Below are 21,170 nucleotides of genomic sequence, written 5' to 3' on the forward strand. Positions count from 1 at the left end.
GGCTGCAAGCCCCCACTGACATCGCTCAGCTAAGCCCAAAACCGCGGGCGCGAGACAATAGCCGTATCGATAAACCGCTGAATCATTGAGGAAATCATGTCCCAGCTGATCCAACTGCAAGACGCCATCGCCGACCGCCTGCGCCAAGGCCTGGGCCGCATGGTGCGCGAAGTGGCGGCCGATTTGGACGAAACCGGCCTCTGCGGGCTGGATCTGGCGCAAGGCCGTTACCAAAGCCGGCTGACGCCGGCGGCGGGCAGCCCGGGTCTGAATCCGCAGGCGCTGGCGCGCTTGCCGGCGTTGTGGACCGTGGCCGGCGGCGTTATCGCCTGCCAGCCTTCGGCCAGCCAACGCCAGCGCTACAAGGCGCAGGCCCGCTTCACCGTCATCGTCGGCGACCGCCTGCAGGCGGATCGCGGCTACGCCGGCGCCGGCGTCTGGCAGCTGGTTTACGCGGTGCGTCGCTTGCTGGCGGCCCAGGATTTCGGCCTGGCGGTGTCGCCGCTGATTCCCGAGCAAGTGCGACCGCTGGCTCAGGCGCAGCGGGACGGCGAGCCTTGGAGCCTGGTGGCTTGCGATTTCGCCACCCACTGGCTGGACGAGGCGCTGGACAACGGCCACTGGCCGTCGCCGCAAGGCGAGACGGATCCGGACCAGCTGTTCGCCCGCTTCGGCGGCAGGCTGGAAGGCCCCGCCGCCGAATGGCGCAGCACCCGGCTGGACTACAGCCTGGACGGCAAAACGGCCGTCAAGGCCCAGGATGTCGTGCTGCAGCCCAAGCCGCCCGCCGTTTGATTTTTCGCAGTATCCCGCCGCGCTGTCCGGCGCGGCGACTTTCCCCCAACCGCATCAATCAGGAGCCCATACTTTATGGCCAGCCCCAACATCAGCTTCGACCAGATTCCGGCGTCCATCCGCAAGCCGGGCAAATACTTCGAGTTCAACACCAAGCTGGCGGTGCGCACCCTGCCGGGCAATCCGCAGCGCGTGCTGGTGATCGGCCAGCGTTTCGCCGACTCCGCTCAGCCGGCTCTGGCCGCGCTGGATGTGTTCAGCGACGAGCAGGCCGCTCAGGCTTTCGGCCGCGGCTCCTACGCTCATCTGTTGGCCCGCGCCGCCATCAACGCCAACCCCTATCTGCAACTCAGCGTGATCGCGGTTGACGACGCGGACAGCGCCGCCGCCGCCGTCGGCACCTTCACCTTCACCGGCCCGGCCACCGGCGCCGGCGTGGCCAGCCTGTTCATCGGCGGCCGCCGCATCGACGTGGCCGTGGCCGCCGGCGACGACGCCGCCAAGATCGCCGCCGCCGCCAAGGCCGCCGTCGACAAGCTGGCGGATCTGCCGGTGACCGCCGTCGCGGCCAAGGAAGTGCTGACCCTGACCGCTCGCCACAAGGGCGCGGCCGGCAACGCCGTCGCCTTGAAAGCGCAGGAACAGATCGCCGGCCTCGGCATCACCGTGGGCGCGATGAAGGGCGGCGCCGCCGATCCGGACATCGCTCCGGCGCTGGCGGCCGTGGTCAGCGGCGGCCACCACATCGTGGTCAACCCCTTCAACAACGACACCGCCTTCACCGCGCTGCGCACCCATCTGGACTTCGTGTCCGGTCCGATGGAGCAACGCGGCGCCATTGGCGTGGTCGGCGCCGTCGGCGCGCTGTCGGAAGTCAGCGCCGTCGCCTCCAAACTGGCCAGCGGCCGCGTCAGCGCCGCCTGGTATCGCGGCTCCGCCAAGCTGCCGGGCGAACTGGCCGCCGCTTACGCCGCGGTGATCGCCAGCGAGGAAGATCCGGCCCGTCCGCTCAACACCCTGGAGCTCAAAGGCCTGGACGTGGTGGAACTGGCCGCCCGCACCAGCCGCACCGAGCAGGAAAACGCCCTCTACAACGGCGTGACCCCGCTGGAAGTGGGCCCGGGCGAACGCGTGCAGATCGTGCGCTCCATCAGCACCTACACCAAGGACGCGCAGGGCGTGGATGACGTGTCGCTGCTGGATCTGACCACCATCCGCACTCTGGACTACGTGCGCCGCGCATGCCGCGAGCGCGTGGCGCTGCGCTTCCCGCGCGAAAAGCTGTCCGATCGCACCCCGTCCAAGGTCCGCTCCGAGCTGCTGGACGTGCTCTACAAGCTGGAAGAGCTGGAAATCATCGAGGCGGTGGAGGCCAACAAGGACGGCCTGATCGTTGAGCGCGACGCGCAAGACGTGAACCGTCTGGACGCCAAGATCCCGGTGGACGTGGTCAACGGTCTGCACGTGTTCGCCGGCCGCATCGATCTGCTGCTGTAAGCGGCGCTGGGTAAACACGCGGGGTGCCGCGGCGCGCCGTCTTGCCCCTGCGCGCTTACCCGGGTGGACCTAGTTTTTCCCCGTTAACGCTTGATCCGGCGGCCCGCCGTCAAACCGGCCGGGCCGCCCACATGAAACCGAAAAGGACATTCACATGGCTTTGAAAGAATACGCAGGTTCGATCGTACTGGAAGTCAACGGCCAGGAAATCGACGTCATCGATCTGAACGTCAGCAGCAAGACCGGCCGCAAGCTGGTGAAAACCATGAACAGCAGTGGCCGCGCCCGCGGCTTCGCGCGCGGCATCTCGGAATACGAGCTGTCCGTCACCGTCTCCATCCCGCTGTCCGGCGAGCTGGACTGGGAAGCGATCGAAGGCGCCAAGCTCACCGAATTCCCGGTGGCGCCGGGCGGCAAGCGCACCAGCTACCTGGACTGCTTCACGCTGGAAGTGGGCGAGAAATACGGTGTGGAGAGCGAAGCGCGCCGCGATATCAAGCTGCTGTCGCTGCGGAAAGTAATTGAGTAACACGCTTAATTTGACTGTATGCGGTGTGCCGATGGCACACCGCTTTTTCCCAGAGGGCACATTATGGCGAATATGAAACAGAAACGCCAACAGGCTATTGCTTCCAATAAGGCTAGGTTGATCGATGAAATGCTAGCAGCAAATATCCGTGACCCTAAAGAACAGGCAATGTTTCTGGCACAAATGGCTCATGAAAGTGGAGGGTTTGAGTCTTTGCGGGAAGGGAATTACCGGACGGCAAAAAATGTATTGAAAAAATTCAAAGATCGGCTCAATGCACAAGGGATTACAACAGAGTCTCAAGTGCAATCCTTAATAAATTCTGGTCAAGAAAAAGTTTATGAAGCGATTTATGGTGGTGAGTGGGGTAAAAAAAATCTAGGAAATAATAAAAAGGGTGATGGATTCAGGTATCGGGGGCGTGGCTTCATACAAATCACTGGTCGATCTAATTATGAGGCTGCGGGAAAAGCCTTAAACTTGGATTTGATTGCCAACCCAGAGTTGGCTGAAAATACAGCAATTGCTGCTAAAATTGCAACATGGTTTTGGCAAAAAAAACAACCTGAAATAGTTAAATATGCCAGGAATGGTAATGTGAGGGCCGTTACTAAACTGATTAATGGTGGTGGCAACGGATTGTCAGATCGCCAAAAAAGGTATCAGTATTACTTGAAAGAACTTGGCTCAGCTAGGGTGTCTCAAGCTCAACCTGCTGAAGATATAAATTCAAAGGGGAGTGTCTCGAATTCAGTTAAAAATGTACAAAACCAGCTGCAGTCAATGAAAAGTTATTCGGCTATTCTTGATCAGCGAGAACATTTCAAAGGCTATCAATACGGGTATGGTAGTAACGGTAAGGCGAGTGCTGGTGGTGTTCGTAAAATTGATTGTTCAAATTTGGTTAGCCAGGTAATAAAAGGCGCTGGTTACGAGATACCCTATGAAAATACGGGTGGACTGGATAAATCAAAGTACTACGAGGAGGTTGATCTAAAAGATGTACGGCCAGGTGATATTGCTTTGTGGCGTGGGAGAAATAATCACACAGGCTTAGTTGAGGAGTTTGACGCTAAAACGGGAAACGGGAAATTCTTTGGCTCGCAATCTAGTACTGGGCCTGCTTCTGCGAAATTCGGACCAGATAGTGGTTATTGGGGAACCCCTAAAAAGTTTTTGCGACCCAGAGCAGAGTATTTGAACAAAGCAGGTGCTCAAAAGGTAGGAGCACAAGAACAAGTTCAGCTCACAACGACGGCCAAGAACAAACTGCCCCGAGCTGAACAACAGACTGCAGACACAGGGGCCAAGCGTCAGGCCCAGCCACAAGAAGCCGGCAAGCAAAAAGCTGGTCAGGCCAAGGCGCAAGAAGCGGCCAAGCAAAAAGCTGATCAGGCCAAGGCGCAAGAAGCGGCCAAGCAAAAAGCTGATCAGGCCAAGGCGCAAGAAGCGGCCAAGCAAAAAGCTGAGCAAGCCAAGGCACAAGAGGCGGTCAAGCAAAAAGCTGAGCAAGCCAAGGCACAAGAGGCGGCCAAGCAAAAAGCTGAGCAAGCCAAGGCGCATGAAGCGGCCAAGCAAAAAGCTGAGCAAATCAAGGCACAAGAAGCGGCCAAGCAAAAGGCGGAGCAAGCCAAGGCGCAAGAAGCAGCCAAGCAAAAAGCTGAACAGGCCAAGGTAAAAGAGGCCGCTAAGCCTAAGGCAGCTCCCGTACCGGCTGGTGGGATCCTGCTACCCGAGGGAAGAGAAATTGCCAGTACAAACACAGGGGAGCAGATGCTGCACAACTGCAAGCTATCTTATCCGCCTTGCAAGCCACCCTGTCCCAACTCAGCAGCGTGCTGTCCCAACCCATCCAAGTCACCGTCGACGTCCAAAACGGCAATATCGTCGCCGCCGTCAACACCGCCAATAGCCAACAACAAAGGAGAAGCTGATGTTCAATCTCAGTCTGTTTGCCGGTTCCGCCGCCGGCGCGCTGGTGGACGCCAGTTTCCGCGGGGTGCGCTTCGAATGCCTGCGCAGCGTGGACAGCGCCCAGCGCGACCAGGCGATGCACGAATACCCCTATCTGGACGGCGCCGACGTAGAAGACCTGGGCCGCAAGGCGCGCAAGGTTTCGCTCAGCGTCTTCTTCTGGGGCCGTGATTATCAGCAGCGGCTGCGCGACTTCGTCGCCGCGCTGGACCAGGCCGGTCCGGGCGAGTTGATTCACCCGGTATTCGGCAGCATGCCCAAGGCGCAACTGCTGGATTACCAGATCAGTCACGAGGCTGACGCGCCGGATTCCTGCACCGTGGAAGCGAACTGGGTGGAGGCCACGCCGGGCAATCCCTTTTTCGCCAGCCAGCAGCCCTTGCAGCAGGTGGAGGCCATCAGCGCTTTGGCGGCCAAGGCGCGCAGCCTGGGCGGCGAGGCCTTCGCCAAGGCTCAGGGCCTGCTGCAAAACGCCAATACCGCGCTGACCCGGCTGGGCGCGCTGCGCGTGCGCTTGAGCGATACCGTGCGGCAGCTTGCCGGCATGGCGCAGCAAGGCATTGCCCAGGTGGTGGACTTGTTGGCCTATCCGCAAGCCTTCATCGGCCAGGTGACGTCCTTGGTGGACGAGGTCGCCAACTGGCGTTTTGGCGTCAAGCTGGAAATCTGGCCGGGCCTGAAGTGGGAGGCGGAAGCGAAGCTGCCGCAGGCTACTCTGGCCGATTGGAACGCGATGAAGGACAGGCTCAACGGCGTGTCCAAGAAAATCGGCCGCGCGTCGGACAGCTTGAGCCAGGCCGGCAAGGCGCTGGAGGTCTGGACCGAGGACGAGATCCGCATCGACGCCTTGCTCAAGCTGACCGTGTCCACCTCGATGGCGAACGCCGCTGCCGATCTGTTCCGCTCGGAAGCCGCGCAGCCGACATTGACGCCGCCGGCGCTGGAGCAAGTGGCCGGCGACGTGCGCGCCACCTTGCAGCAGACCATAGAGCAATGGCGCAAGGCGCTGCCGGGCGAGGACGCGCGCCAGGTGATTGAAAGCCTGCGCGATCTGGGCCTGCAGGTGCAACGCAGCGCCGCCGGCCTGGTGGCCGCCAAGCCGCCCTTGATTACCCGCAAGGTGGAGTCCGCCGCCAATCTGCGTCAGCTGGCCCACCTGTGGTACGGCGACAGCGGCCGCGCCGCCGAACTGCTGCGCCTGAATCCGCAGCTGGCGCATCCCAACCATCTGCAAGCAGGAGAGCTGATCCATGGTTACGCCCGCTAAAAGCGCCTCGGCCAAGAACGAAGTCAGCCTGGAGATCGCCGGCAAGGCTCATCGTTACTGGACCCAGTACAGCATCGACTCCGATCTGACCGTGGCCGCCGACGCCTGGCAGGTGTCGCTGGGCCTGCCCGGCGGCGAGGTGCCGCCAGCGGTGGAGCCGGGCGCCGAGGTCAAGGTACTGGTGGGCGCAGACGTGGTGCTGCAGGGGCGGGTGGACGACATCAGTCACAGCATAGGCGCCGGCAGCCACCAGCTGACGCTGTCGGGCCGGGATCTGGCCGGCATGTTGCTGGACTGCAGCGCGCCGTTGCTCACTGGCAAGGGCATGACGCTGAGCGACGTGCTGGAGAACGTGATCAAGCCGCTGGGCGTCAGCCGGGTGCGCGTGGATGGCAAGGCCAAGGGCCAGATCGAGAAAATCAGCGTAGACCCGGGCAACAGCGCCTGGGACGTGCTCACCCGCGCCGCCGCAGCCAACGGCCTGGCCGCCTGGTTCGATCCGGACGGCACCCTGGTGGTGGGCGGACCGGACTACAGCGCGCCGGCCAAGGCCAAGCTGATCCTGCGCCGCGACGGCAAGGGCAACAATGTGCTCAGCCTGGCGGAAACCCGTTCCCACGCGCCGCGTTACTCGCAGCTGACCCTGCTGGGCCAGGGCCACCGTCAAGCTTTGACCCCGGGCAGACACGATCTCAAGCACCAGTCCGCGGACCCGGATGTTCGTTATCACAAACCGCGCATCGTGGTGGAGCCGGACGCCGCCAACCCGGCGGAACTGGCGGCGCGCGCGGACAAGATGCTGGCCGACGCGCGGCTGGCCGGCTACACCCTCAGCGCCACCGTGGCCGGACATCGCAACAGCGCCGGCGAACTGTGGGCCCCTGGCCAGCGCATCCAGGTGGAAAGCGAGCCGCACGGCATCAAGGGCGGCACTTATTTCCTGATGGCGCGCACCTTCAGCGGCGGGCGCGGGCAGGGCAGCACTACCCGGCTGACGTTGAAAGAGGACGGCCGCTGGCTGCCGGTCATGCGCAAACGCTGAAACTAAAGAAAGGTTGAAACGATGTGGAATGACGTAGACCAGAGAATTCGCCGCGCCTTCAGCAATGTGCGGCAGGGCTTTCGCGCGGTGTTGACCCGCGTGGATAGCGCCGGCGACGTGCAAACCGTGCAGGCCGACGCCTTGGCCGGCGAGCAACTGCAGGACGTCGAGCTGTTCCAGCATTACGGCTACAGCGCCAATCCGCCGCCGGGCAGCATGGCGGTGGTGCTGCCCTTGGGCGGGCGCAGCAGCCACGGCGTGGTGATCGCCACCGAGCACGGCAACTATCGGTTGAAGCAGCTCAAACCCGGCGAAGTGGCGCTGTACAGCGACGAAGGCAGCAAGATCGTGCTTAAACGCGGCCGCTTGATCGAGGTGGAGTGCGACACCTTCAGCCTGCGCTGCAAGAACTGGCAGGTCAACGCCAGCGAACAGGCCAGCTTCACCACGCCCACGCTCAGCACCAGCGCGCAGCTGGTGGCTCAGGGCCAGATTAACGGCAACGGCGGCATGGCCATCCAGGGCGGCAGCGGCGCCAGTGTGAAAGGCAATGTCACCGTCAGCGGCGACGTGGTGGCCGGTGGCAAGAGCCTGGTGGGACACCAACATAACGGCGTGCATGGTACGACCAGCCCACCGTTGTAAAACACGATTTTCACCAAGCGTGCTGTTGATATCGCTTGCTTGAACGCTCGCCGGCACTGACCCGCTTCCCTTATCCCCAATCCCTTCAAACCCGGAAAATAACGCCATGGACCCTCTATTGGACCCCATCACCGGCGATTACGCCGGCGGCACCACCGACACCCTGGCCAATGCCGTCTACCTGAGGCTGATGACCCCGTTGGGCGGCTGGTGGGCCGATCCCGAACTCGGCTCCCGCCTGCATCTATTGTCTCGCAGCAAGGACAGCAACCAGATAGACCTGCTGGCCTGCCAATACGCCGAACAAGCCTTGCAACCCTTGTTGCGCGACGGACGCGCCCGCCGCGTCGGCGTAGAGGCGCAACGCCCCGGCAGCGGCCGTTTGCTGCTGCTGGTCGAAGTGGAAGAGGCCGGCGGCCAGACCCGACATTTCCAACACCATGTGAGGATAGCCTGATGCCTTTGTCCACCCCGGATTTTGAAACCATACGCGGCGCGCTGCTGCGCGATCTGCAAAACCTGCGCGCCGACGCCGACGTCGGTCCCGACAGCGACTTTTACGTGCGCGCCAGCTCGGTCGCCAGCGCGGTGGAAGGCTTGTACCAGCATCAAAACTGGATCGCCCGCCAGATCTTCCCGGACAGCGCCGACCGCGACTATCTGGAACAGCACGCCCGGGTGCGCGGTCTCAGCCGCAAGCCGCCGGTGGCGGCCAAAGGCCTGTTGCAACTGAGCGGCAATCCCGGCGCCGGCTTCGCCGCCGGTCTGAAAGTGCGCTTGGGCGAACAGCTCTACACCACTCAGGCCGGCGGCCAGCTGGATGTGGACGGCCAGGCCCGCGCGGCGGTGGCCGCCGATCTGCCCGGCCTGGCCGGCAATGTGCCGGCCGGCACGGTGGCGGAACTGATGGCCGCGCCCAGCGGCCTGGCCAGCCGCGTCAGCTTCGCGAGCATGGACGGCGGCGTGGACGAAGAGGACGACGCCGCTTTGTTGGCGCGGCTGCTGGAGCTGATCCGTCGCCCGCCGGCCGGCGGCAACCGCCATGATTACCGACGCTGGGCGCTGGAAGTGCCGGGCGTGTCTGCCGCCTACGTCTACCCGTTGCGCCGCGGCCTCGGCACCGTGGACGTGGTGATCACCGCCCAGGACAGCCTGCCCTCGGCCGACACCCTGGCCGCGGTGCAAGCCCATATCGAAGACCTGCGCCCGGTCACCGCCAAGAACTGCCTGGTGTTGGCGCCCACGCCGCGTCCGGTGGACATCGAGGTGGCGCTGACGGTGGACGGCACCACCGTGCAAGCCGTCACCGAGCCGCTGCGTCAGGTGCTGACCGCTCATTTCTCCAGCCTGGCCCCCGGCAGCAAGCTGTACAAGAGCCGGCTGGAAGCCTTGATCTCCGACCTGCCCGGCGTGGTGGACCGTCAATTGCTGTCGCCCGCCGACAATATCGCGCCGGCGGTGAATGAGAAAACAGTGGAATGGCTGCGCCTGGGCAAACTCACGGTGAGGGGGATGCAATGAGTCCGCAAACCCCGCATAGCGAACTGCTGACGCGCTTGCTGCCGCCGGTCAGCTACAGTTCGGACGGACCGCGGCTGCAAGCCGAGCTGGGCAGCGAAGGCGCGGCGCTGGACCGGGTGCAGAACGGCGCCCGGCAGCTGGTGGGCGCCACCACGCCGCTGCTGGCCGAAGGCCTGCTGCCGGATTGGGAGCGCGTCTGCGGCCTGACCCCGCCGACGGACGCGCCCTACCAGCAGCGCCAGCAGGCGGTGTTGGCCAAGCTGGCGGAAACCGGCGGCCTGTCCATTCCCTACTTCACCCGGCTGGCGTCGGGCATGGGCTACCGCATCGCCATCAGCGAGCCGCAGCCGTTCCGCGCCGGTCTCAACCGCGCCGGCCAGCAGCTGTGGACGGCGGACATCCCCTGGGTGTGGCAAGTCACCGTGTTCGGTGCCAAGACCCGGCCGTACTTCTTCCGCGCCGGCCAGTCGCTGGCCGGAGAACGCCTGACCACCTTCGGCGATCCGCGACTGGAAGATCTGTTCAAGGATCTGAAGCCGGCCCACACCTACGTCTACTTCGCCTACCAGCCTTAAACCGCGCCTCACGCGGACCTTCCCGTCCTTTCTCCCTTCCCCTCACAGCCCCGTCCTCAGTGGGCGGGAGTCTGTGCTCTTTACTCTTTTCCTCAGGAGCGCCTCATGCAAGAACCCATCAAGCCCATTCCCACGCCTGACAAGCTGTTCCACGACGGCAACCCGGTCAGTGGCGAACTTGGCACCATCGTCAGCGCTGAATGGCTGAACGGTATGCAGTCTGCCGCTCAGGCCACTCAGGAAGAAGTGCTGGCCGTGATCAAGGACAGTGGCCAGGGTACCGACCCCAAGCGCAAGGACCAACTGCTGCAGGCAGTCAAGCAGATTGCCTGGGGCGGCAATAGCAAGCCAACCACGTTGGCAGGCTATGGTATTGGCGACGCTTTGCCGTTGAAACCGGCGTTGGGTGTGGTGGATCTGAACGATATTAACGTCACGGGTCTTTATAGCCAGCGGGGGACGCACAAGCGGCCAGTGGCAAGAACTACCCGACACCCTATGCCGGCAAGCTGCAAGTCTATGCCGACGAGAATATGGTGTATCAGAACTATCAGGCTTACAACGATGCTGGTATCTGGTATCGCTGTTGTTATCGGGGACATTGGGCGCAGTGGCAGAAACTGGCTGACGCAGCCTCCACGTTGGCCGGCTACGGCATCGCTGATGGCGTGACTAAGTCCGAGTTGAAGGCCGCTGTCGATGGCGTGGTCAACGGTGCGCCGGGCGCGCTGGATACGCTGCAGGAACTGGCGGCGGCGCTGGGCAATGACAAGGACTTCGCGGCCACCATCACCAACAAGCTGGCAGGCAAGGCGGATAAGGCCGATTCGCTGGCGGGCTACGGCATTAATACTTTGGCGCTGTCTACCGCGCAGACTGTGCATGTCCTGAAGACCACGCCGAATAACTACGACGCCACTATGTACAGCAGAGGGACTATGGAACTGTGCTCCACCGGCGTGGATTTCCCATCCTTAGGCCTACATCGGCCGGGATATAGCGCGGTAGCCTTGGTGCACAAAGGCTATGGCGATGAAACACTGGTGTTGAAAGAGGCAGGCGGCGGTGAATTCCGAGTATGGCACTCCGGCAATGACACGTCTTTGATCAAGAAACGTCGCTATCGTATTGACCCGCAGGATGGCACCTCGTTGGATACTTCCATCACCGGCGGGGAAATGGGATTCAACTATGGCACCTCCAGCGGCGTGACTGGCCCGTTCATCGCCTTTGGTGGATTGGGAGGCCAGATTGACTACTCCTGCCAACTGACGGCCGACTATCAGCGCGGAAACACCATGCGTTTTCGTACTCGCAACGACGACGCCAAGCGTTGGAACCCCTGGCATACCTTGATGCATGACGGTCATCTGACCGGGCAAGTCGCCTATTTTGCCATGAGCGATGCACCGGAGGGTTGGCTGAAGGCTAATGGCACCGCGGTAAGCCGAACCGAATACGCCGCTTTATTTGCGGCGATAGGCACCAGGTTTGGTGTTGGGGATGGCTCAACGACTTTTAATCTGCCTGATTTGCGAGGGGAGTTCATCCGTGGTTGGGATGATGGACGAGGGGTGGATTCGGGGCGTGCTCTGGGAGCATCCCAGAGCCCTACCTATATTCGCAATCTGATCGATAAGTTGAGTGGAGGCTATCCAATAGGCACTTCCGCTATCGGGGCTTGGAATACGGAGGGGTGGTCCGTCAATGTCGAGGGCAACAAAACACCCACTGATATGAGCAATACCACTTACTACGTTGCAGTTGCCTCTGCTGTCCCTGGCAGTGGAGATAATGGGGCGTTTTCCACACGTCCCCGCAACGTTGCGCTGCTTGCCTGCATCAAGTTCTAAGGAGACTTTCATGCAAGAAATCAAAAACAAAACCGTCTACGCCTACCACCCGCAAACCGGGGAGTATCTGGGAATCACACAGGCGGACCTGTCGCCACTGGAAAAAGATGTTTGGTTGTTGCCGGCTCATAGCACCGAACAACAGCCGTCGGTCACTGCGGAACGTCAAACCGCAGTATTCCGCGATGGCGGCTGGATGGTCATGCCGGATTGGCGCAGTACTAAACTGTGGAGCCAGCAGACCGCACTACCGGTCCAGGCCAAGCTAGGCGAGACCCCGGACAGCTTGCGTGCCACCTTGCTGGAGCCCTGCGAGTTTGCGGCTTGGGATGGCAAAGGCTGGATCATTAATAAGGCGGCCCAGGCTACCGCTTTGGTAGCACAAATGCAGGCTCAATTGAAGCAGCGCCTCGTGGAAGCCTATGCCAGCCGTCGTCCTTTGGAGGATGCGGCGGAAATCGGCATGGCGACGGAAGCGGAGTTGGCGCGGCTGCTGGGATGGAAGCGTTATTGTGTGGAGCTATCGCGTTTGCCTGAATTGGCGATGTGGCCTCGGCTGGTGGAGACGGACTGGCCGAAGCAGCCTGTCTGATTCAGGGTTTATCAATCAAAACGGCAGCCATGCGCTGCCGTTTTTTCTTCAAGTCATTGCGGAGTATTATCGGTGCCGGGGTATTTAAAACTTGTTCAATGTCTACTGCGCTTTAGCAGGGTAGCTAGACAGCGACGTTGAAAATGCCTGCAGAATGTTCTGTTATGTATGTATTCAGCTGATATTGCTGTGTTTCGTTCTCACTCGCTGGATTTTGAAGCAGCCTCCCTCCTCCGGTGCACTGACATCCGTCCACTGCTGCTGCTGCTGTGTTTCTTGCAAAATCCCCTCCAAATCCTTTCAGTAACGACACCTGTCATCGGCCGTGGCCGATTCTTCATTTCCGCGGGAGGCGATTCCATGCAAGAAGCACTCAAGCCCATCAACACGCCGGACACTCTGTTTCACGACGGCAACCCCACCACCGGCGAACTGGGCACCATCGTCAGCGCCGACTGGTTGAACAACCTGCAACTGGCTACGCGCTCGGCCCAGGAGGAACTGATCTCCTTGATCAAGGACAGTGGTCAGACGCTGGACGCCAGCCGCAAGGACCAGTTGTTGCAGGCGGTGAAAAAAATGGCCTGGGGCGGAGACAGCAAGCCGACCACGCTGGCGGGCTACGGCATTAGCGATGGGGCCACCAAGGCCGAAGTGGCGGTCAAGGCCGATAAGGCCAGCACCCTGGCGGGCTACGGCATCCAGGACGGCATCACTGTGGGCATGCTGCCGCGGCGTAATCTATTGGCGGACGGCGGGCGTTTTTTCGATCCATTCACGCCGGAGGGCATTGCCCAGGTGAGAGCCATTCAGATCACCACTCCGTTTGCCACCCCCATGCATAATGTTTCATATAGCCAGAGTGTTAGCTCTGTGGGGCGTTTCATTCATGATAATAGCTCGTATGAAGGCCCTGGCCCGAAGTTGGCGCAGCCGGTAGAGGATTTATTGAATGGCATGGGGCGTGATCAAAAGCGTTATGGCAACGAGTTTCATATTGCGGAGTTGCGCTGTGGAGCATTGAGTCATTCGGCGCAAGTGCTCGATGGAAAAAATATGGCATTGGCGATGGCGTATGGGGCCGGTACCGATGGACTAGTTACATTCATGAGCTGGCTGCGTTGTATCAGCGGCTCTATTTACCTTGATTGCGGCCAGTATCGCAATGGCAAGCCAATGGAGAATAAGCGCATCACGCCGAGCGATGGCTGGGTGCATATGGCTGGGATGACTGACTGGGGGCGTGGCTATAGCAACTGTCACATTTTTGCCGAGAATAACTCGGTCTTCCAACTGGCCTTGCCTGCAGCGCTGTCCGGTATGCATGGCGGTTACGTACACAAAGCGCCGATCGCGCCGTAAACATCATCGGTTTTCAAGTATGGCAATCCTGCGGGGTTGCCATTTTTTTGCCTGCTCGCCACTGACATCCGTCCGCTGCTGACGCGCGTCGCTCCCCGGCACAATGAGGGCATTAATTCACTAGCGAAGCGGGTCAACTGGCGGTCTGACGACGGCTAATGTGGTCCGTACCCCGCCTATGTCGCCGGCCCGGCTCATGGGCAGACTCATTAAGGAGCGAGAGCGCGATGCAAAACACTTTGAAGCCGATCAACAGCCCGGACGGCCTGTTTCATGACGGCAACCCCACCACTGGCGAACTGGGTACCATCGTCAGCGCCGATTGGCTGAACAGCCTGCAGCAGGCGACTGTCGCCACTCAGGACGAGTTGATTGCCTTGATCAAGGACAGCGGCCAGGCATTGGACGCCAACCGCAAGGATCAATTGCTACAGGCGGTGAAGCAACTGGCCTGGGGTGGCAATAGCAAGCCGACTACTTTGGCGGGTTACGGGATTACCGATGGGGCCACTAAGGCAGAGGTTTCCATCAAGGCGGACAAAGCGGGTACGCTGGCTGGTTATGGCATTGCCGATGGCGCGACGACTAGTCAATTGCGTGCCGCGGCGCCAGCCGGCGAAGTGGCCTACTTTGCAATGCCATCTGCACCGCCTGGTTGGTTGAGATGTGATGGCTCCTTGGCCAGCCGCAATGTTTATCCCGCGTTGTTTGAGGCAATTGGGACGCGATACGGTGCAGGAGATGGGACAACAACGTTTAACCTGCCTGATTTACGCGGAGAATTTATCCGCGGCTGGAGCAGCGATCACCCTGTAGTAGACGTGGGACGTGCATTTGCGTCTAGGCAAATGGGCTCATTGATTCCTTACCAAGGCTATATCGATCCGACGCGCAGCGGTGCATGGCAAAGCAGTTACAACGATAGATTGGGATGGGTGAGTGGTCTGTTTGATGATGGTTTTGAGAGCAACCATGTCGATGGTACTTCCGTGGTTAATTACGGTGTAACTCCGATCCCGAACTGGCAAGCTCAACTTCTTGGAGGCACATTGACGCAAGCTGTTACAGGGTCGACAACCAACCTTTTGAAAGGCACCCGCCCCCGCAACATCGCCCTGCTTGCCTGCATCAAACACTAAGGAGATCACCATGCAAGAACGCACGCAGAAAACCGTCTACGCCTACCATCCGGAAACCGGCGAGTATTTGGGTACCACCATGGCGGACCTGTCGCCGCTGGATGTTGAAGAAACCTGGCTGATTCCGGCCTACGCTACCGAGCAGCAACCGCCGCAGGCGGGGAACAGGCAAGCGGCGGTCTATCGTGACGGCGGCTGGCTGCTGGTGGTGGATTTTCGCGCGCTCAAGCTGTGGAGCAAGGCCAGCGCGCAGCCGGTGACGGCGCAAATCGGCGACACGCCGGACAGCCTGCAGGCCACCGAGCTGGAGCCGCCGGCCTTCGCGGTGTGGAACAAGAAAGCCTGGAAAGTGGACGCCGATGCGCAGCGCGCGGCGCTGACGGCGCAGGCGCAGCAGGAGTTGCAGCAGCGCTTGGCGATTGCCTACGCTCAGCGCCGGCCTTTGGAGGACGCGCAGGAGCTGGGGCTGGCTACGGCGCAGGAGCAGGGCTTGCTGACGGCGTGGAAGCGTTACTGCGTTGAGCTGTCGCGGCTGCCGCTGCAGACCGCGTGGCCGCAGCTGGGCAAGGCGGACTGGCCTGCGGCGCCTGTCTAAACATTGAGTTTGTGTGCTTGGAAAACGGTGGCTTCGGCCGCCGTTTTGCTTTGTGGCTGCGCTCCAAGCTACTGACATCCGTCCACTGCTGACGCGCGTCGCTTCCCGGCAAAATCACTGTATTGATTCACTAGCGAAGCAGGTCAGCGGGTGGTTTACGGACCACCCTACCGGCCCGGAGTCCGCCCCAAGCCGCCAGCCCGGCCAGCGGGCCAACCCTGTAAATGGAGCGAGAGCGCGATGCAAAACACCATGAAGCCGATCAACAGCCCGGATGGCCTATTCCACGACGGCAACCCTTACACCGGCGAATTGGGCACGGTGGTGACCTCGGAGTGGTTGAACAATGTCCAGTCCGCCGCCCAGTCCAGCCAGGACGAGCTGTTGACGGTGATACGCGACAGCGGCCAGAGCGCTGATCCGGCACGCAAGGACCAGTTGTTGCAGGCGCTGAAGAAGCTGACCTGGGGCGGCAATAGCAAGCCGACCACGCTGGCCGGCTACGGCATCACCGATGCTTTGCCGCTGAGCGGCGGCAAGATGAATGGCCGGGTGGATTTTCAGCCCAATTCTCGTTTCCTGGCCGAGGGCGGCAAGGAAGGCGGCCAGCTGCAATTGCAAGCGCCGCAAAGCGACAGCAAGCTCAGCGACGTGAATATCGATGTCTGGGGCAACCAGTTCCGCGTGTTCAACAACGATGGCGTCAAGTCTCGTGGTTTTTACGTGGACCTGACCCAGTGCGAGGACGGCCCTATCACCAATCTGCTGACCATGTCCGGCGCGCCGGGCCTGGTAGGGCATTTCGCGATGCCTTATACGCCGCCTGGTTGGTTGAAGTGCGACGGCTCTCCGGTCAGTCGCAGCACTTACCCCGGTTTGTTTGCCGTGATTGGAGCCTCTTATGGTGCCGGAGATGGCTCGACGACGTTCAATCTGCCTGATTTGCGCGGGGAGTTTGTGCGAGGGTGGGATGATGGGGGCAACGTTGATCCGGGCCGTGCGCTGGGGAGTGCTCAGGCCGGGATTGTCGGGCCTCATGTCCACACAATCATACGCCCAAACGATGGAGGTGCATTGGCGCTTACTCCTGGCTCGGGCGGTGGCGCCTGGGCATACGGCAGAGTGATGTTGTCATCTGATCAAATGACACTCGTAACGGGCGCAAACAGTGGCATTGGCGTTGAAACCCGTCCCCGCAACGTAGCCCTTCTCGCCTGCATCAAATACTAAGGAAACCGCCATGCAAGAACGCAAACAGAAAACCGTCTACGCCTACCATCCGGAATCCGGCGAGTATCTGGGCACCACTACGGCGGATCTATCGCCGCTGGATGTTGAGGAAACTTGGTTGATTCCGGCCAATGCCACCGAGCAGCAACCGCCGCAGGCAGGGGACAGGCAAGCGGCGGTCTACCGCGATGGCGGCTGGCTGCTGGTGGTGGATTTTCGCGCGCTCAAGCTGTGGAGCAAGGCCAGCGCGCAGCCGGTGACGGCGCAAATCGGCGACACGCCGGACAGCTTGCAGGCCACTGAGCTGGAGCCGCCGCCCTTCGCGGTGTGGAACAAGAAAGTCTGGAAAGTGGACGCCGATGCGCAGCGCGCGGCGCTGACGGCGCAGGCGCAGCAGGAGTTGCAGCAGCGTTTGGCGATTGCCTATGCTCAGCGCCGGCCTTTGGAGGACGCGCAGGAGCTGGGTTTGGCGACGACGCAGGAACAAGGCTTGTTGACGGCGTGGAAGCGTTACTGCGTCGAGCTGTCGCGCCTGCCGCAGCAGACCGCGTGGCCGCAGTTGGCCGAGGCGGACTGGCCTAAGCAGCCTGCCTGAGCGTTTGCAGATTGCTGTTCCACGTGAAACCACCCGCGCGAGGCATGCCCGCGCGGGTTTTTCTTAAAGCCTGTTCAAAGTCTCGCGGGCAAGAGCGAGACAAGGCGAAAATAGCTGAGAAAGCGGAATGTACACGTGGTACATGAGCATTTCGAAGGTGTACTCACCGCGCCGCTACTCACGTAGCGCAGCAGACATTGAACAGGCTCTTATGGCCGCGCCAGCGTGATCTCCACTCTTTCCTTGCCCTGGCCCACGTTCTTGCGTTTGAGTCGCAGTTCGCCCACTTCGCCGCTGCGGCGCAAATGGGTGCCGCCGCAGGGCACGCGGTAGAGGCCGGGCAGCTCCCAGTAGCGGCGCTGGTTTGCTTCGTCGGAATAGGCGCTGACGATGGCGAGATCGGCGTCTATCAGCGCCTGCACCTTGGCGGCGATGGCGGGTAGCAGCGGGGTGATGGGCCGGGCCAGCGCAAAATCGATGCGCGCCTTATCCTCGGCGATGTGGGCGCCTATCTTTTCCGCGTCGGGCAGCTCGCGGCAAATGGTTTCCAGCACCAGTTCCGCGGCGAAGTGCAGCCGCATCAGCCGGTAGCGGCGCGGCCAGTCTATCGCCACCGTCACCGCGTCTCCGGCGCCAAGGCCGTGATCGTCCGCCAGGGTGTAGGCGATGTCCTGGTCCTGTTTTTCCGCGCGCAGCACCGGACGGCCGCCTATGCTTCCGCTGTCGCTTTCCTGGCCGCCGGAGAAGGCGTAGAAGAGGGTGGCGTCCAGCCAGACCCGCGAGCCGTCCACGTGCGCCACCGTGGTGTGCAGCTCGGTCTGGTAGGGATCGACCCAGAACTGTTTGAGCACGCTCATGCCGCGCTTCCGGGATTCGCGGCCAGCCGCTGGTAGACGTCGGCGTCTCTTTTTTCCATCATCCATTCCGGCCGGGACAGCGGGCTGAAGCCGAACTGCGCGTACAGGCCGTGAGCGTCGGCGGTGGCCAGCAGCATGCGGCGCAGGTTCTGCAAGCCGGGATGGCTATCGATCGCCGCCATCAATTGCTTGGACACGCCTTGGCCGCGCCAGGCTTCGACCACGAACACGTCGGCCAGATAGGCGAAGGTGGCGTAGTCGGTGATCACGCGAGCGAAGCCTATCTGCTCGCCGTCGGCGGCGTAGGCGCCGAAGCACAGCGAATGGTCGAGCGAGCGCTCGAAGATGTCGCGCGGCAGTTGGCGCGCCCAGTAGGATTGCTCCGACAGGTAGCGGTAGACGCGTTCGCGGTCCAGCCGCGCGGGATCGGTGTCGATGTGGAGGGTCATGGCGCAGCCAGCCGGGCGAGGGGGATGCCATCAAAGATAACACGCCCGGACTGGCGGGAGCGGCCGGGTTTGCCCGCGCCGCTCCTGGCAGTTAGCTACTTATAGATTTTTGATTTTTTCCAGCTCCTCCGGGCTGTATTTCTTCTCGCTGGCCTTGGTCAGGTCGGTGAGCAGGCCGGCGTGCACGTCGCGCGCCGATTGCACCGCGCTCAGCATATTGCCGCCGCTCCACTGGCTGGCAAAGCCTACCGCGGTTTGCGGCTGACTGGCGTAGAGGCTGGTCAGCATGGCGTCCACTGCCGGCTGCTGGCTTTGGAACTGCCGCTCCAGCCGCGCCTGCCATTGCGCCAGCACCGGCAGATATTTGTCCGGCTTGGTCTGGGCCAGCGTGGCGTTGGCGCGGAAGGCCCAGTAGGCGGAGCCGCTCTCGTAATTGGCCGCGCCGGCGCGCAGCGGCACGGGGATGTCCTTCATCGCGTTTTCATACATCGGCACCAGCACCGCGCCGGCCGGGCTGCCGAAGGATTGCCAGGTCAGCGCCGCCAGTTCCTTGGGCAGGCCGGCGCGCAGCTGGATGACGTGGGTTTCTATGGTGCGGTCCACGCCCATCGGCCGGTCCGCGTCCTTCTGTTTGGCCAGCGCGGTGCTGTGGAAGGTGGCGCGCAGCACCTTGGCCACGTCGGCCACCGCGATCTTGTGCTCCGGCTTCAGCGTCAGCGGGTATTGCGTCTGCCGCGTGGCCTGGCGCAGCGCCGGGTTCAGCAGATGCTGGCCCAGCCATTCGCGGTCCACATTGTATTTGTCGCCGGTGACGCCGAAGGCCTGGGCGAAGTTGAAGCGCTTGGCGTCCACCTTGGCCAGCAGCTGGTGTTTGGCGGTGAACTCGGCCAGGCCGGGGCTGGCGATCACATTGGCGCGGTCGGCGAGGTCGATGTCGTGCAGGCGCAGGCCGTTGGCCACCATCAAATAGCTGTCCTGCGGCACGCGATAGGCCAGCCAGTGGTGGCCGGAGCCGATTTCCATATACCAGGCTTCGTTCGGATCGGCGATCAGCACGCCATTGCCTTCGCCGGCGCCGTATTGGCTCAGATAGCGGCCCAGCAGTTCCACGCCTTCGCGCGCGGTCTTGGCCTGCGGCAGGATCAGCGAGGGGATCACCGCCTCGACCACGCCGTTGTCCAGCAGCGGGTCCGCTTTCTTGGCGCGGGCGTTGATCTCCGCGCTATTGGTGGCGGACACCGCCACATTGAATTCATTGACGCCGCGTTCCTCGTACAGGCCGTCGCCGCCGGCGCTGTCGCCGTTCCAGTCCATCAGGCCGCTGTAGCGGTAGAACTGTGCCGGCGCCGGCACTTTCAGGCCGTTCTTGAAGCTCAGCGTCTCATCCTTGGCCGCCGCGCGCGCCGGATGCAGCACCAGGCGCTTGTTCCAGTTATTGATGTAATAATCTTCGTTGCGGGCGATGATGATGGAGCCATCGGCGGAGGCCTGTTTGCCGACGATCAGCGATGAGCAGGCGTCGGCGAGCGGGGCGGCCAGCGCAAGGGCGGTGGCCAGGGCAAGCAGGGTAGGGCGCGGCGTCATGATGCATTCCTCTTCTCTGAGAGCGTGTTTACGATCTAGCGAGCTAAGGCGAGACAAGGCGAAAACGGCTGAGAAAGCGCAGTGTACAAACGGTACATGAGCATTTCGAAGCGGTACTCACCGTGTGACGTCTCACGACGCGCAGCAGATCGTAAACAGGTTCTGAGCAGTCAGTCGCGGTGCGAGACGGCTCATGGTGGCCGCGCGCTAAGCGTGCGGCGGTTGGCGGTGAGGGTAAGTGGATTGTAGGCAGATGGTTCGCATTAGTTGAAATGGGAATCCCATGCTTGCCTGATGCATATCAATCTTGCGCTGTTTGGTAAAAATGTGGCGCAAACTGTCTGATTTATGCAATTGCTTTTGCCATATTGGCGCAAGCCTGATTAAGCTTGGCATTTCATTGTGGCGGCGGCTGATGGCGCTGTCGCGGCGAGAACGGATTAGGAAGATATGAAGATTTTGACGATGGCGCGCAAGCTGTTCTTCACGGTGCTGGCGGCGGCGCTGGCCTTGTGGGCTTACGGCGCTTACAGCGGAGAGCCGCAGTGGCAGCAATGGGCGATGTATCTGGGTAATGCGCTGGCCTTGGGCGGCGCTTATCTGGTGCCGACCTTGACCGCCGCCTTGGTGGGCAGCCCGCGGCTGAAGCTGGTGGCGGCGCTGAATGTGCTGGGCGGCTGGCTGATCCTGCCGTGGATCGCGGCGATGATGCTGGCGCTGAAGCGCGACGATCTGGCGTCCGGGTCCTGAATCCGTCTGGCACAATACTCTATCTTTACCGCCCCGTCAGAGGGCGGCGTAAGAAGCTGTTTACGATCTGCTGCGCGTCGTGAGACATGGCACGGCGAGTACCGTCTCGAAATGCTCATGTACCACTCGTACATTCCGCTTTCTCAGCGGTTTTCGCCTGGTCTCGCCTGAGCTCGCGAGATCGTAAACACGTTCTAAGAGCGGCTAACAAACATGGGTTTCACGCCTGAGGCATGGCGCGCCGTTGAGTACGGCAAGTCGGCGCAACGCAGCATCAGGGGTTTGTTAGCCGTTCTAAACGGCTGCACGAGGCGATACC

Annotated in this window: 21 protein-coding genes and 1 pseudogene; 19 read left to right on the forward strand and 3 right to left on the reverse strand. The window is 61.7% G+C overall.

Annotated elements, in window-relative coordinates; genetic code table 11:
* Positions 1–96 precede the first annotated feature (96 nt).
* The 18 genes and pseudogenes from HQN78_RS19500 (at position 97) to HQN78_RS19585 (ending at position 17,211) form a co-directional block, all read left to right on the forward strand.
* Positions 97–795: a DUF1834 family protein gene (locus HQN78_RS19500; RefSeq protein ID WP_107801254.1), complete on the forward strand. Its 699-nt coding sequence runs from the start codon at positions 97–99 to the stop codon at positions 793–795.
* 75 nt (positions 796–870) lie between these two features.
* Positions 871–2,292 (forward strand): phage tail sheath C-terminal domain-containing protein, encoded by a 1,422-nt coding sequence (locus HQN78_RS19505; protein WP_235085674.1) that lies wholly within the window; start codon positions 871–873, stop codon positions 2,290–2,292.
* Positions 2,293–2,446: 154 nt separating this feature from the next.
* Positions 2,447–2,821 (forward strand): hypothetical protein, encoded by a 375-nt coding sequence (locus HQN78_RS19510; protein ID WP_043589272.1) that lies wholly within the window; start codon positions 2,447–2,449, stop codon positions 2,819–2,821.
* A 183-nt stretch (positions 2,822–3,004) separates the two neighbouring features.
* Positions 3,005–3,916: pseudogene (locus HQN78_RS19515) on the forward strand (glycoside hydrolase family 19 protein); the annotation flags it as partial.
* 838 nt (positions 3,917–4,754) lie between these two features.
* On the forward strand, positions 4,755–6,062 hold the full coding sequence (locus tag HQN78_RS19520) for a DNA circularization protein (protein WP_107801251.1): 1,308 nt from the start codon (positions 4,755–4,757) through the stop codon (positions 6,060–6,062).
* Entirely contained in the window at positions 6,046–7,104 is a 1,059-nt protein-coding gene (locus tag HQN78_RS19525) for a phage baseplate assembly protein (protein WP_235085675.1), read from the forward strand. Before HQN78_RS19520 ends, HQN78_RS19525 begins: the two co-directional genes overlap by 17 nt.
* A gap of 21 nt (positions 7,105–7,125) precedes the next feature.
* Complete coding sequence (locus HQN78_RS19530; RefSeq protein ID WP_235085679.1) at positions 7,126–7,749, forward strand: phage baseplate assembly protein V; 624 nt, start codon at positions 7,126–7,128, stop codon at positions 7,747–7,749.
* 106 nt (positions 7,750–7,855) lie between these two features.
* Positions 7,856–8,206 (forward strand): phage GP46 family protein, encoded by a 351-nt coding sequence (locus HQN78_RS19535; protein WP_107801249.1) that lies wholly within the window; start codon positions 7,856–7,858, stop codon positions 8,204–8,206.
* A complete protein-coding gene (locus HQN78_RS19540; protein WP_235085682.1) occupies positions 8,206–9,270 on the forward strand; it encodes a baseplate J/gp47 family protein in 1,065 nt (354 codons plus the stop codon). Before HQN78_RS19535 ends, HQN78_RS19540 begins: the two co-directional genes overlap by 1 nt.
* The gene (locus HQN78_RS19545; protein ID WP_235085684.1) at positions 9,267–9,845 is read left to right on the forward strand and encodes a YmfQ family protein; all 579 of its coding nucleotides are present in this window, start codon (positions 9,267–9,269) and stop codon (positions 9,843–9,845) included. The genes HQN78_RS19540 and HQN78_RS19545 overlap by 4 nt, the downstream gene beginning before the upstream one ends.
* A gap of 105 nt (positions 9,846–9,950) precedes the next feature.
* Positions 9,951–10,517, forward strand: a complete 567-nt coding sequence (locus HQN78_RS19550) for a hypothetical protein (RefSeq protein ID WP_235085686.1) — start codon at positions 9,951–9,953, stop codon at positions 10,515–10,517.
* Complete coding sequence (locus tag HQN78_RS19555) at positions 10,487–11,698, forward strand: phage tail protein (RefSeq protein ID WP_235085688.1); 1,212 nt, start codon at positions 10,487–10,489, stop codon at positions 11,696–11,698. Before HQN78_RS19550 ends, HQN78_RS19555 begins: the two co-directional genes overlap by 31 nt.
* A gap of 10 nt (positions 11,699–11,708) precedes the next feature.
* Positions 11,709–12,290: a tail fiber assembly protein gene (locus HQN78_RS19560; RefSeq protein WP_227105775.1), complete on the forward strand. Its 582-nt coding sequence runs from the start codon at positions 11,709–11,711 to the stop codon at positions 12,288–12,290.
* A 360-nt stretch (positions 12,291–12,650) separates the two neighbouring features.
* Positions 12,651–13,652, forward strand: a complete 1,002-nt coding sequence (locus HQN78_RS19565; protein WP_235085691.1) for a hypothetical protein — start codon at positions 12,651–12,653, stop codon at positions 13,650–13,652.
* Between the two features lie 227 nt (positions 13,653–13,879).
* The gene (locus HQN78_RS19570; RefSeq protein WP_227105773.1) at positions 13,880–14,791 is read left to right on the forward strand and encodes a phage tail protein; all 912 of its coding nucleotides are present in this window, start codon (positions 13,880–13,882) and stop codon (positions 14,789–14,791) included.
* Between the two features lie 10 nt (positions 14,792–14,801).
* The gene (locus HQN78_RS19575) at positions 14,802–15,386 is read left to right on the forward strand and encodes a tail fiber assembly protein (RefSeq protein WP_235085693.1); all 585 of its coding nucleotides are present in this window, start codon (positions 14,802–14,804) and stop codon (positions 15,384–15,386) included.
* A gap of 240 nt (positions 15,387–15,626) precedes the next feature.
* Positions 15,627–16,616, forward strand: coding sequence for a phage tail protein (locus HQN78_RS19580; protein ID WP_235085695.1), 990 nt, complete (start codon positions 15,627–15,629; stop codon positions 16,614–16,616).
* A gap of 10 nt (positions 16,617–16,626) precedes the next feature.
* Entirely contained in the window at positions 16,627–17,211 is a 585-nt protein-coding gene (locus HQN78_RS19585; RefSeq protein WP_235085698.1) for a tail fiber assembly protein, read from the forward strand.
* A gap of 209 nt (positions 17,212–17,420) precedes the next feature.
* Here HQN78_RS19585 and HQN78_RS19590 read toward each other — a convergent pair whose 3' ends face one another.
* The 3 genes from HQN78_RS19590 to HQN78_RS19600 all read right to left on the reverse strand — a co-directional run bounded on the left by HQN78_RS19590 (position 17,421) and on the right by HQN78_RS19600 (position 20,101).
* Positions 17,421–18,068 (reverse strand): alanyl-tRNA editing protein, encoded by a 648-nt coding sequence (locus HQN78_RS19590; protein WP_235085700.1) that lies wholly within the window; start codon positions 18,066–18,068, stop codon positions 17,421–17,423.
* A complete protein-coding gene (locus HQN78_RS19595; protein ID WP_235085702.1) occupies positions 18,065–18,517 on the reverse strand; it encodes a GNAT family N-acetyltransferase in 453 nt (150 codons plus the stop codon). Before HQN78_RS19595 ends, HQN78_RS19590 begins: the two co-directional genes overlap by 4 nt.
* Positions 18,518–18,616: 99 nt before the next feature.
* Entirely contained in the window at positions 18,617–20,101 is a 1,485-nt protein-coding gene (locus HQN78_RS19600) for a C69 family dipeptidase (protein WP_235085706.1), read from the reverse strand.
* A gap of 450 nt (positions 20,102–20,551) precedes the next feature.
* Between HQN78_RS19600 and HQN78_RS19605 the strand changes: the two genes are divergently transcribed.
* Positions 20,552–20,851, forward strand: coding sequence for a superinfection immunity protein (locus HQN78_RS19605; RefSeq protein WP_107801237.1), 300 nt, complete (start codon positions 20,552–20,554; stop codon positions 20,849–20,851).
* Positions 20,852–21,170 lie beyond the last annotated feature (319 nt).

Origin of the sequence: Chromobacterium sp. Beijing, from assembly GCF_021496765.1 — a bacterium.
Taxonomy (GTDB): domain Bacteria; phylum Pseudomonadota; class Gammaproteobacteria; order Burkholderiales; family Chromobacteriaceae; genus Chromobacterium.